The 12,926-nt window shown below is 34.0% G+C and carries 13 protein-coding genes; 4 read left to right on the plus strand and 9 right to left on the minus strand.

Translation table 11 applies throughout. The features are described from left to right. Positions 1–79: 79 nt before the first annotated feature. The 9 genes from ACK5ON_RS07520 to ACK5ON_RS07560 form a co-directional block, all read right to left on the minus strand. Positions 80–826: a tetratricopeptide repeat protein gene (locus ACK5ON_RS07520; RefSeq protein ID WP_409821343.1), complete on the minus strand. Its 747-nt coding sequence runs from the start codon at positions 824–826 to the stop codon at positions 80–82. A gap of 50 nt (positions 827–876) precedes the next feature. Next, complete coding sequence (locus ACK5ON_RS07525) at positions 877–1,260, minus strand: GxxExxY protein (RefSeq protein WP_409821345.1); 384 nt, start codon at positions 1,258–1,260, stop codon at positions 877–879. A gap of 123 nt (positions 1,261–1,383) precedes the next feature. Then, positions 1,384–3,150 (minus strand): BatD family protein, encoded by a 1,767-nt coding sequence (locus ACK5ON_RS07530; protein WP_409821348.1) that lies wholly within the window; start codon positions 3,148–3,150, stop codon positions 1,384–1,386. A gap of 121 nt (positions 3,151–3,271) precedes the next feature. Next, the gene (locus ACK5ON_RS07535; protein ID WP_409821350.1) at positions 3,272–4,024 is read right to left on the minus strand and encodes a tetratricopeptide repeat protein; all 753 of its coding nucleotides are present in this window, start codon (positions 4,022–4,024) and stop codon (positions 3,272–3,274) included. Between the two features lie 44 nt (positions 4,025–4,068). Then, positions 4,069–5,106: a VWA domain-containing protein gene (locus tag ACK5ON_RS07540; protein WP_409821353.1), complete on the minus strand. Its 1,038-nt coding sequence runs from the start codon at positions 5,104–5,106 to the stop codon at positions 4,069–4,071. Between the two features lie 82 nt (positions 5,107–5,188). Continuing rightward, positions 5,189–6,193: a vWA domain-containing protein gene (locus ACK5ON_RS07545; protein ID WP_409821356.1), complete on the minus strand. Its 1,005-nt coding sequence runs from the start codon at positions 6,191–6,193 to the stop codon at positions 5,189–5,191. Beyond that, on the minus strand, positions 6,193–7,821 hold the full coding sequence (locus tag ACK5ON_RS07550; RefSeq protein ID WP_409821359.1) for a hypothetical protein: 1,629 nt from the start codon (positions 7,819–7,821) through the stop codon (positions 6,193–6,195). The genes ACK5ON_RS07545 and ACK5ON_RS07550 overlap by 1 nt, the downstream gene beginning before the upstream one ends. A 105-nt stretch (positions 7,822–7,926) precedes the next feature. Continuing rightward, complete coding sequence (locus tag ACK5ON_RS07555) at positions 7,927–8,793, minus strand: DUF58 domain-containing protein (RefSeq protein WP_409821361.1); 867 nt, start codon at positions 8,791–8,793, stop codon at positions 7,927–7,929. A gap of 99 nt (positions 8,794–8,892) precedes the next feature. Continuing rightward, positions 8,893–9,897, minus strand: a complete 1,005-nt coding sequence (locus ACK5ON_RS07560) for an AAA family ATPase (RefSeq protein WP_409821363.1) — start codon at positions 9,895–9,897, stop codon at positions 8,893–8,895. 250 nt (positions 9,898–10,147) lie between these two features. Here ACK5ON_RS07560 and ACK5ON_RS07565 point away from each other — a divergent pair, with 250 nt between their 5' ends. From ACK5ON_RS07565 to ACK5ON_RS07580, 4 genes are all read left to right on the plus strand, one after another. Then, on the plus strand, positions 10,148–11,014 hold the full coding sequence (locus ACK5ON_RS07565) for an aldo/keto reductase family oxidoreductase (protein WP_409821366.1): 867 nt from the start codon (positions 10,148–10,150) through the stop codon (positions 11,012–11,014). 104 nt (positions 11,015–11,118) lie between these two features. Beyond that, positions 11,119–11,511 (plus strand): four helix bundle protein, encoded by a 393-nt coding sequence (locus tag ACK5ON_RS07570; RefSeq protein WP_396173054.1) that lies wholly within the window; start codon positions 11,119–11,121, stop codon positions 11,509–11,511. A 119-nt stretch (positions 11,512–11,630) separates the two neighbouring features. After that, entirely contained in the window at positions 11,631–12,782 is a 1,152-nt protein-coding gene (locus ACK5ON_RS07575) for an ATP-binding protein (protein ID WP_409821368.1), read from the plus strand. Further along, the coding region (locus tag ACK5ON_RS07580; protein WP_409821371.1) for a metallophosphoesterase at positions 12,775–12,926 on the plus strand (152 nt) is incomplete at its 3' end. The genes ACK5ON_RS07575 and ACK5ON_RS07580, both read left to right, overlap by 8 nt.

Genomic DNA, 12,926 nt, shown 5'->3' on the forward strand with positions numbered 1-12,926 from the left:
ATTTTTGAAGGATTAAATCGATATCAAAATTAGTTTGCAAAGATAGACATACTGAACACTAATTACTGAACACTGACCACTAATTCTTAATCTCCTTAATCGCACTTTCCTCAATCCAACCAGTGGTTTCATCAGTAAGTGCTACTTTTTTCCAGTTGGCAATGCTTTCTAAAATGTAAACTTTTGTTCCTTCGTGTAAAACGGTTGCATCCTGACTTCCCGTTTTTGGTTCGCTTTTTAATGGTGTTGATTCAGCAAAAACGATGGCGGGTCTTTCGTTATCATTACGACTTTTTTCATAAAATCCGGAAGCAGCACTTAGTACAATTCCAAACAACCAAACGAACATTCCGATAAAGAAAACTCTTTTTAAACTTGTTTTTTCTGAAAAATAATAACCCGCAAAAAACCCTAAAAACAAGAACGCAAAAACGACTGCAATCCAAGCCCAAGTGTCATAATGATATTTTGAAGTAAAGTCAGAGAGCAATTTGTTGAAACCTACTTTCGGTATGACTTTAATGTCATCTATTGCCATTTTTCGGGCAAAGTCTAAATTGGTTTTGATTTCAGTATCATTCGGACTTAGCAATAATGCTTTTTCATAATTGTAGATTGCTGGAGCCACTTTGTGTAGTTTGTAATAACAATTTCCTAAATTAAAATACACTGCAGCCGATTGTTTTCCTGAGTTTATGATACTTTCAAAACTTGAAATGGCTCCTTGGTAATTTTCTTTTTGATAGTATTGATTGCCTTGTTCAAAAGCAGTTTGTGCCCAAAAAACTTGAGAAACGAGTAAAAACAAAGTGAGTATCTTTTTCATTTTTATTTAACCACGAAGTTCGCAAAGAAGTCACAATGTACACAAAGATTTTAAAGTGTACCATTAATGACTCTTCGAACGCCGTTTTTTAAAAGTTTAACATTAAAATTAATTAATAAACCCAATTTACAACTGGACAATTTTAAGTAAGTTAACAATTGAGCTAAATGGACATCATTTAACAATTCAACCGATTTTACTTCTACTATAAATTTATTTTCTATAATAATATCTATTCTATAACCTATTTCCAAATTAACTTCTTCATATATCAATGGAAGTGGTTTTTGTTTTTCAACTTTAAGACCTGTCTTTTTAAGCTCATAAAATAAACATTCTTCATAAGCACTTTCGAGTAATCCAGGGCCGAGTGATTTGTGAACCTTCAACGCTGATTCAAATACAATTCTTGATATTTGTTCCTCGGTAATCATATTTTTTATCTAATAATTCTGTTTTATTTAACCACGAAGTTCACGAAGTAGGCACAAAAAACACTATTTAAAACATTTCATTGTGAACACCGTGCCTTCCTTGTGCTCTTAGTGGTTAAAAATTTATTTAATTTGCTTTTCTAACGCTGAAATTATAGCAACTGCTTTGTCAAAATCCTGCTGTATTGCCGTTTCAGATGATGGAGCATAGCGAGCAAATTCACAGTTTTCGGTAAGTGTTATAAATTCAGAGATGGTGTCAAGTTGTGCATTTCTAGATTGCAATAGTTCTGATATTTTTTCTTTACTCATTTCAGAGGTTTCAATATGTATTTTGGCTTTCAAGAAATTGTGCATGGCTTTTTCAAGCGCTATATAAAATGGTTCTTTGTTTCCTATATGTTTTTTGGCATCGCCTAAATATTTCTTCGCCAAAGCATTTGAGCGTTTAATTTTATTCCCAGCAACATCATTGTCTGAAGCGTCTTTTCTTCGTTTGCCAACAATCAAAAACGGAATGGCTAGAAAGGGTAAAAACACCAGTGAATAGAATAATCCCGAACCAATGAAATCTTCTTTTTCCATTGATTTCAAGGTTGTTTTTTGTTTGTTATAAGCAAATGTTTTGGTAATGGCGACTTCGGTTTTTATTGTACTATTTGGAGCTGTTTTTTCGGAACTTGCCATACTTGGTCCATCCATAACTGTAATAGTAATGGGTTGTGAACTAATCGTTTTATAACTATTGGAACTCAAATCAAAATAGGTGAAACGTAAGGGTTTTATTTGATAGCTGCCTTTGTATTGTGGAATTATCGTGTATTTATCTGAAATTTTTCCAGTCATTCCCGTTAATGGAGTTGACACATTTTCATCATGAATGGGATCATACATTTCTAATGCAGCAGGTAAAACAGGTTTTGGTAAGGTAAACAATTTTAGATTTCCAGTACCAGCTACACTTACATCTAAATCAAGTGATTCTCCATTTTTTAACACCGTTTTTGAAGGTTTTACTTTAAAGTCAAAACGCCCAACTGCACCCGTAAAATCTTCTGTTTTCCCAGACTCTGGTAACGCTTTTACAGAAATCACTTTGCTTCCAGCTGACACACGCTTGCTGTCTTCGGTCATTAAAGGTTGTCCCCAAAAATTTCTTCTGTTTGTTGGCACTTGACAATCAATATCCAACGAAAGCGGTTCGATTTCTAGTTTACCCGATTTTTGTGGATATAAAACGGTTTTTCGCAACACTACATAACGATAGCGTTCGCCTTTGAATATCCCTTCCTGCGCAACGAGTTGCTTGATGTCAATATTTTGGCTCCAAAAATCATTGTATTTTGGTTTGTTTAATTCTCGCCAATTCGAAATTCCGATATTAAAACTGAAATACAGTTTATAAACCACAGTGATGGGTTCGTTCACATAAGGATTGGATTTTGAAATGTCAGCCACCAAATAAATATTGTTATCGGCGCTAACAACAGGCATTTCATTTGGATCTTTAGGAATTTCAACGGCATTTGTTACATTAACTTTTACGGGTGAAGTTTTATAAACCTGACCGTTGATTTCGATGGATGCTTGTTTTATGGTTAACGCACCTTTTTGAGTAGGCAGTAAAATATAAATATAGGATTTATTAAACGAACTTTTCCCGTTTATCCAGGATTGACTCACAGACTGGCTTGGTCCGCCAACTACTTTAAATCCGCTTTGTTCAAAGCTTGGTGGTACAAAATTATCGCCATCAGCATTCATGGTAAATTCGATTCGGAGTCTTTCATTTAATCCTAAAGAATTTTTGCTCACTTTGGCCTCAAACTGTACTTGAGCTATGAGTAAATTTCCAAATAATAGCAGCAGTAAAACAATTACTTTTTTCATATGTTGTTATTATTGTTTTTTCATCGGTCATATGTAATTCGCATATCATAATTGGTTTTTACGACCAATTTTAGATCATGCTCATTTCATAATTTCATTTTCAAATTGTTTGATCTCATTGTTACCAATCCTTTTCTGCTTTTTTTGGATTGGCCTGTATTTTTTGTTTATTTACTTTATCTTGAATTTTTTTCTCTTCATTGTTTACCGCATCAAGCAAATTTTGTAATCGCTGTTTTGAAATTCCACCCGGTTGAGGTTGTGGTTTTCCTTGATTTTGGTCTTTATTTTCTTTTTTATCGTTATTGCCGTCTTTATTATCTTTGTCTTTTTGATTTTTATCTTTTTCTTTATCCTTGTCTTTATCTTTGTCTTTCTTTTCGTCTTCTTTTTGATTTTTCTTGTCTTTGCTCTTGTCGTCGTTTTTCTTAGGCGGATTGTCTTTTAGCATTTTTTTTGCCAAAGCAAAATTATAGCGCGTTTCTTCATCGTTAGGGTTATTTCGCAATGCATTTTTGTAAGCTTCAACAGCATTCGAATAATCTTTATCTTTCATAAAAGTGTTCCCAATGTTATGAAAGGCATTGTGTTTCTCTTCTCTTTTTTTGGCCGTTTTCAAAGCTTTGGCATAATGAAGTTTGGCTTCTGCAGCTTGATTTTGTTTGTAAATGGAATTTCCTAAATTATAGGATGCTATTGATTTTTTAGGGTTTTTAGATTCCGAAATTCTATATTCAGCTTCAGCATCGTCATATTTTTTTTCTTCAAAAGAATCGTTCCCTTTTGGCAAATTTTTATCCTTTTCTTGTGCATATAATTCTCCCAACCCACAGAGCGAGAAAAGTAAAATGAATATGAAATATTTTTTAATCATCTTTTTTGTTTTAGTTCCTGCCCTTTGTAGAGGTTAGGTGGGACTTATTCTTTTTCGTTAAATAAATTCATCTTTTTTACCCATTTTGTTTTTCTTTCCAAAAGGAAAATATCCAAAAATAATAGGAAAAAACCAAAGCCCAAAAACCATTGAAACTGCGATTTGAAATCGGTCATTTGTGTGCTCTCAAACTCGGTTTTTTGAATATTATCCAAAGCATTTTTAACATAATCCAAAACTGCTTTTGTTGAATTTCCATCTACATAACCACCATTGGCACTTTTGGCAATTGTTTTTAAAACTTCGGCATTTCTTTTTGTAATTACGACTTCATTATTTTGATCTCTTTGAAAACTTTCTACAACACCATTTCGTTTTAATGGAATTGTTCCGCCATTTTCAGTACCAACACCAATGGTTAGAATTTTTAAACCCACTTTTTTGGCTTCTTCCGCTGCGTCTTGAGCCGAGTCGGAATGATCTTCACCATCTGTAATGATAATGAGCAACTTGTTGGTTTTATCTTTTTTGTCAATATAGGTTGTGGCTAAATTTATTGCTTGATCAATGGAAGTTCCTTGTGCCGAAATCATTCCGGGATTCATACTTTGCAAAAACATTTTGGCCACACCATAATCAGTTGTTATTGGTAAAACCGGGAAAGCACTTCCAGAATAGGCAATAATTCCAATTCTGTCGCTGCCCAATTGATTAATGATTTGAGAAACTAATTGCTTGCTTTTTTCCAATCGACTTGGCGCAACGTCTTCGGCCAGCATACTTTTGGACACATCAACTGCAAAAATAATATCTATACCTTCCCGTTTTACGGTTTCTAATTTAGTACCAATTTTTGGGTTTACCAACCCAATGATTAAGCAAGTTAACGCCAATAGAACCAAAACCAATTTCAGTATAGGTTTAAAAATTGATTTCTCGGGGCTTAGTTTTTTCAACAACTCTAAATCACCAAATTCCTTTTGTTTTTTTCTTTTCCAATACTGTACATACAAGAAAAGCATCGCCAATACTGGAATGACAATCAAGAAATATAAATATCCTTTTTCTTCTAACTCGTACATTTTTCACGTTTTTTGTCATTTCGACGAAGGAGAAATCTCATCTTGATGAGTTTCCTCGACTGCGCTCGGAATGACATTTTATTTAAATAAAACTTCTATAAACGGTGTTTCTTAAACCAATTTCTATCAAAACCAATCCTAATGCAATCCAAACAAACAACCTGTATTTTTCGTCATAATCATAGAACTTTAACTCCTGAATTTCGGTTGTTTCCAGTTTATTGATTTCGTTGTATATCGATTCTAATTTATCGTTACTATTGGCTCGGTAATATTTACCGCCAGTGTTTCGGGCTATAGCTTGCAGCAAGTTAACATCTATTTCAACAGGCATCATTTTGAAAAGAAAACCCCCGTTTGGTGCATAAGCATAAGGAAACATGGCGTTTCCATTGGTTCCAATTCCGATGGTATATACTTTTATTCCATATTCTTTTGCAATTTGCGAAGCGGTTTCGGGTTCAATAAATCCAGCATTATTTACACCATCTGTTAATAGAATAATCACTTTGCTTTTTGCCTTGCTGTCTTTCAATCGATTTACGGCCGTGGTCAATCCCATTCCAATTCCAGTTCCATCTTGAATGACATTGTCGTATTTTATTCCTCGTAAGGATTCTTGTACCACTGCTTTATCACTAGTAACAGGGTTTTTTGTGTAAGCTTCGGCAGCGTAAACCACAATTCCTATTCTATCATTTGGTCTTCCTTCCACAAAACGAGTGGCTACTTTTTTTAGCGCTTCCATTCGGTTAGGTTTCAAATCTTTGGCCAACATACTTCCCGAAACGTCAATTGCCATCACGATATCGATTCCTTTCGTAGATTTTGTTTGGCTGCTAATATCTACTTTTCTTGGTCGTGCCAAAGCAATAATCAATGAACTTAAAGCCAATAATCGAAACACAAATAAATAGGGTTTTAATTTGGCAATCCATGATTTTTGTGCTTTAAAACCTTTTACTGAACTTATTTTCAAAGTTGCCGAAAGCTGTTTTCTTTTCCAGATATGCCATAAAATAGCTGCTGGAAGCAATAAAAACAACCAGAAAAATTCAGGATTTAAAAAACTCACTTCTTTTAGCATTATTGCGTTACTTTTAATTCAACCGAATTCAATATTCTTTCCCCAATTTGTTGCCCGTATTTATCATCCTCTCTATGCAAAATCAAGATTTGTTGTAAACCGTTATTTTGTCCAAAAACTAACATTTCATAATACATTTTGGTCGATTTGCCTTTAACTTTGTCCAAAATGGTCATTGTTCCATACGATTTTTTGCCCGTTATGCCTTGCTGTGTATCGAATTCTTCTGTTTTTACAATAATGTTTTGTGCACCTTGACTTTCCATTACTTTAAGCGAACCCTCGACAGCTTTATCCAAATCCAATTGTACTTCTTGCTTGAAGGATGAGGTAGCAACCGTGATGTAAAAATCGTCTAACATGCTACCGTAAACAAAAAGTTGCATGTCTTTGATTAAAGCGGCAGCATCTTTTGGAAGTGCTTTGGAAGCATCCATTCGTTTCAACACTTTTGGCGTTTCAATTTTTACACCTGGATTGCCATATTCGCTAAAAACCCATTCGCCTTCAACTAAATCTTTGGTAGGGTGACCAAGGAAATTATCTTTCACATAGTCAAAACCTTTGAAATAAATGAGTCCCAAAACAAATAGCATCAGCATTCCAAGAACAATTCCAATTGTGGTGATGATTCTAACTCGTTTTTGTTTTTTCAGTTTTTGAATTCGAGCCAATTCTTTTTGTTGTTCGTTCCAAAGTGCCAATTCATCATTATCCTCCACAATTTCAGGAATTGATTTATGAATGGTTACTATAGAACTAGAAATTCGTTTTTTGTCTTCTTCAATTTCAAAATCAAGCGGTTTTACTTTGGCAAATTTTACCAAATCGGCTTGTTTTAAAACCTTTTCTAAATTCTCTACGGTTTCGTTGGAAAGTTTTAATTTTTGTTGTTTGGCGGCTTTTCGTAACCCTTCAATAAGCTCCGAAGTCGTACTTTCCATCGCTGGAATGTGTATTTCTTCTTCTATGTAGTTTCGGGCAATATCGGTTAATTCTGAATAGTAATTTTTGATTTCGCCTTTTTGCCAAAGTTCTTTTTTTTCTAATTGTTGCAATAAAGAGGTTGCTTTTTCAATTGGCGATGTATAAACAATTGCTTCAACTTTGGGTTGGCTTTGTCTTTTTTTGATGAATTTGTAAACGAAATAACCAATTACGCCAATTGCTAACAAAATCAATAGATAAATCCACCATGAACCTAACGGACTTTCTACTTTAGCAATGTCTTTGATGTCGTACATTTTTTGTTTCAGCGTATCAACTTTTACATCGTTTACTTCCACTTTTATACTATCGGAAAAAGAGGGTTTACCATTAATCAAAACGGGAATTCTGGGAATGGTATATTTTCCGCTATCAAATTGGGTTAAGCCATATTTTTTAATCAGTTCGTAGCGCGCACCGTTTTTTACGGTATCAATTTTATAAGACTGAATTACTTCCAACGGACCAAAAAATTTGGCATTTGGAAATTTCACTTTAGATAAAGTATCAACATCTGTTTTTAAAGTCAGTTTAAATTCGGCACCAATTTTTTTCTTGGTAGAATCAATAGAAGTCGTTACTTTTTGGGCAAAAAGCGAAGTTGATATTAGAAAAAATAATATGTATAATTTAATTTTCATTTTATTGTTATTTAACCACTAAGTTCGCTAGGTCAGCACGATGCGTACGAAGGAAAATCTTTTTGACCATTGCGCCTTCATCGTGTTCTTTGTGGTAAAACATTTTTATCTCGATTTAAAATAACTCAACAATTTTGTCACATAACTTTCATCAACACGAGTATTAACAGTTCCAGAACCACATTTTGAAAAGATGTCTTTAAAGTAATTTACTTTATCGTGATATTCTTTTTCGTAACTCAAACGTGCTTTTTTAGAACTCGTATTGACCACCAAAATTTCTCCAGTTTCGGCATCTTCCATTTCAACCATGCCGATGTTTGGCATTTTTTCTTCTCGAATGTCATACACTCGAATTCCTGTTAAATCATGTTTTTTGGACGCAATCTTTAATGTTTTTTCATAATCATCATCTACCATAAAATCCGAAATCACAAATACAATCGCTTTCTTTTTTTGTGTTCCTGATAAAAACTTCAACGCCTGCGACAAATCCGTTTTGTTGCTTTTGGGCTGAAATTCTATTAGTTCGCGTATGATTCGCAACACATGTGATTTCCCCTTTTTTGGCGGAATGTATAATTCGATTTGGTCTGAAAATAATATCAAACCAATTTTATCATTGTTTTGAGTTGCCGAAAAAGCCATAGTTGCAGCAATTTCAGTTACAATTTCACTTTTCAATTGGTTTTTGGTGCCAAAACTTTCCGAACCGGATATATCCACCATTAACATCATGGTCAATTCGCGTTCTTCTTCAAAAACTTTTACGTGTGCTTCATTGTATCGTGCGGTAACGTTCCAATCAATAGCACTAATATCATCTCCATATTGGTATTGACGCACTTCGGAAAAAGTCATTCCTCGACCTTTAAACGACGTATGGTATTCACCCGAAAAGATATGATCACTCAATCTTCGGGTTTTGATTTCTATTTTGCGAACTTTTTTGAGTAAGTCTTTGGTTTCCATTTTTTGATAGTGTTCAGTGTTCAGAAATTAGTGTTCAGTAAAATTTTCTAAAAAATATAAATAACTGACCACTTAAAACTGACCACTGCCAACTTTGATTTAAGGTACTTCGATTTCGTTTACAATTTTGTTAATAATGTCAACAGAAGTAACATTTTCGGCTTCGGCTTCGTAAGTAATTCCTATTCTGTGACGCAATACATCATGCACAACGGCGCGCACATCTTCTGGGATTACATAACCACGACGTTTGATAAACGCATAACATTTGGCAGCATTCGCCAAGTTGATACTTCCACGAGGTGAAGCACCAAAACCAATGAGCGGTTTCAAACTCTCCAATTTGTATTTTTCAGGGAATCGCGTAGCAAAAACAATATCCAAGATATATTTTTCAATCTTTTCGTCCATATAAACCTCGCGAACTGCTTCTTGTGCTTTAAGTATTTGCTCTACAGAAACTACTGGATTCACTTTTTCATAAGCGCCTTTCAAATTCTGACGAATCACCATGCGTTCTTCATCCATTTTTGGATAATCAATCACAGTTTTTAACATGAAACGATCCACTTGAGCTTCTGGCAAAGGATACGTTCCTTCTTGCTCAATAGGGTTTTGTGTGGCTAAAACCAAAAACGGTTTGTCTAATTTGAAAGTAGTGTCGCCTATAGTGACTTGCTTTTCCTGCATCGCTTCTAGTAAAGCCGATTGTACTTTGGCTGGCGCACGATTGATCTCATCGGCAAGAACAAAGTTGGCAAAAATGGGTCCTTTTTTTATCGAAAATTCATTGGCTTTAATGTTGTAAATCATGGTTCCTACAACATCGGCTGGCAATAAATCGGGGGTGAACTGAATTCTACTAAAACTTCCATGAACCGCTTGTGAAAGTGTATTGATAGCCAAAGTTTTTGCTAATCCAGGAACCCCTTCTAAAAGGATGTGTCCTTGCCCCAAAAGTCCAATTAACAATCGTTCCACCATGTGTTTTTGACCCACAATAACTTTGTTCATTTCCATGGTCAATAAATCGATAAAAGCACTTTCTCTTTCAATTTTTTCATTGATTGCTCTTATGTCTATAGCAGTACTATTCTCTTCCATAATTTTATTTTTTCGATGTACAATTAAGTTCAAAATTTTAACATTTCAAAAATCAAAATTTAATCCCGTAACAGATGTTAAAAATGCGTTAAAACTTTATTAAACATCCCAATTTTAAGGATGATTTATGATTTTCTTTTTATAATTTTAAGACCGATTAGAGTTTTGAATTTTTTTTGCAAAAAAATACTATTTCTTTTAAAAACCCAAAACCCAAAATATTATTAATACAACATTAAAAAATAACGAAATGCAAACTAAACTTTCGCCTATAATAGCCGGAACCATGAATTGGGGAATTTGGGATAAAAAATTGAATACAATTGAAATGGCTCATATTATCAAAGTTTGTGTTGAAAATAAAATAACCACTTTTGACCATGCCGATATTTATGGGAATTATACCACCGAAGCCGATTTTGGAAAAGCATTTAAGCAAAGTTTGGTTGATCGAACTACTATTCAATTAGTTTCAAAATGCGGTATCCAACATGTGAATGGTAGAGCTAACAAGATTAAACATTATGATTATTCAAAAGCGTATATCATTTGGTCAGTAGAAAACTCACTTAAAAATCTGCAAACGGATTATTTGGATGTTTTATTGCTGCACCGTCCGAGCCCATTAATGGTGGCAGATGAAATTGCGGAATCGATTGCTCAATTAAAAAAAGAAGGTAAAATTATTGATTTTGGAGTGTCAAACTTTACTTCCTCGCAAACAGAATTATTGCGTCAAAAAACAGAAATTAACTATAACCAAATTCAGTTTTCGGCAACACATTATGAATCTATGTTGGATGGGAGTCTAGATTATATGCAATTGCACAACATTCGTCCCATGTCATGGAATCCTCTTGGAACCATTTTTAGAGAAGACATTGAGCAAACGAGACGGTTGAAAAAATTGTTGGTGCAATTGGTTGAAAAATACCATTTAGGTTCTGACACTATTTTATTAGCTTGGATTTTAAAACACCCCGCTGGGATTATTCCTGTTGCCGGCACCGTAAATATTGCTCGAATTCAAGCCCTGATGAAAGCCGTTGAATTGGATTTAGATCAAGAAGATTGGTTTGCTGTTTGGACGGAGAGTATGGGAAAAAAGGTTGATTAGTTTCGGGTTACGGGTTTCGAGTTTAAGGTTTAAAGTTTCGAGTTCAAAGTTCAAAGAAATCAGAACTCGAAAATTGTAATTATAAATATTTATTTTTAAAAAATATGGCTACGATAAACACTTTTGAAGAACTTGACATTTGGCAATTAGGTAGAGAAATATGTCAAGATGTTTGGGACAAATTTGAAAATTCTTCTCTCGGAAAAGATTTTGAATTACGTAACCAAATGAATGGTTCATCAGGTTCTATAATGGATAATATAGCTGAGGGTTTTGAGAGAAATGGAAGAAAAGAGTTTATACAGTTTTTGAGTTATTCTAAGGGTTCATGTGGAGAATTACGCTCACAATTATATAGAGCATTTGACAGAAAACACATCAGTGAAGAAGAATTTGAATTCTTGAAAGCCAAAACAATTACAGAAAGCAAAAAAATAGGTTCTTTTATGGCCTATTTGGTTAAATCCGACATTAAGGGTAGCAAATTTGATAAATAAATTTGAAGGTTTCAAGTTTAAAGTTTCGAGTTACTGGTTTATAGTTTTGATTTTGAAGTTTCTCAACTCATAACTTTAAACTCCAAATGAACTCGCAACCCGCAACCCGCAACTAAACCATGATAAACAAACGCCTTCTTATAAAAAACCTCCTGGCTCACAATGATGAGAGTAGTTTTTATGACAAGAAGCGACAGTTGAATTTGCACACCAAAGAAGGGAAAGCTAAGTTTTTAAAACACATTTGTGCTTTGTCAAATTCTAATCCTTCTAACAATTCCTATATTGTTGTGGGTGTGGAGGATCAAGATAACGAAATTACGGGCGATGATTTTTTTGACGATAGCCGAATACAGAATTTGGTCAATGCTTATTTGGAAAATCCTCCAAAAATTCAATACGAAAATGTGCCGTTTCCTAATTTGCCCAAAGACAGGGTTGTTGGATTAGTAACGATAAAACCCAAACATAAAATATCTTTTTTCAAGAAAAACATTCATACTATTTTAGCCAACACCGTTTTCGTTCGAAGAGGAAGTAATTCGATGCCCACGGAGGACAAAATTCCCCATTCCAAACAAAATATTGAAACCGTAATCAGTATTGAAAACAGTTCAAGAAACAGCATTGCCTATACGCTTGACGGCGTTATAGATTTTACGAATAATCGTCACAAAGACATGCCTTCAAAATATAAAGTTTTCAAAGAACTTTTTGTGATTTGTTGGGCAGGAATTCCCAAAAAAATTAGAGACATAACCTATTTATCCAGAGTTGATATAGAACTGATTAATGAGCAAGTAAAACTGTTTTATTCAGCACATGATGTAGTTACTATAAGTTATGATGAGCAAAGTTTTACTATAATTGAATACGTTCCGCTTGGGCTGAATGACAAAACGAGTTATTATCCATTGGAAAAACTAACGATACATTTTTTTGATAACGGGTATTATAAAATGGAAACCCAAATGCTTTTTGAACCTCCAGCGTTTAACAAAAAAATGCTGCATCACATTTATAATTCCAATATTGCATTAATCAAAAAAATAGAAAAAGGGTTTCCTATTTCTGAAAGAGAGGAGAATGATTTGGAAAATTTATCTTCCACTTTGATGATTTGTTATTTGAATGGTTTTGACGATGCCAAGCAGAAATTAATTGATGCCAAGCCATTTTTGAAAGCCCAAAAAAATCCAACAATTTATCTTAGCTTTAAAGAAGCGATGCGAATTTTAAGAAAAATGAAATACAATAAAAACAATGCATAGAAAATTAGTCATTGGCGACATTCACGGCGGATTAAGAGCGTTACATCAAATAATGGATAGAGCCAAAGTAACGACAGATGATACTTTGATTTTTCTTGGGGATTATGTTGATGGATGGAGCGAATCGCCAAAGGTTTTGGATTA

The sequence above is a fragment of the Flavobacterium sp. genome (genome assembly GCF_046317795.1).
In the GTDB taxonomy this organism is placed as follows: Bacteria; Bacteroidota; Bacteroidia; order Flavobacteriales; family Flavobacteriaceae; genus Flavobacterium.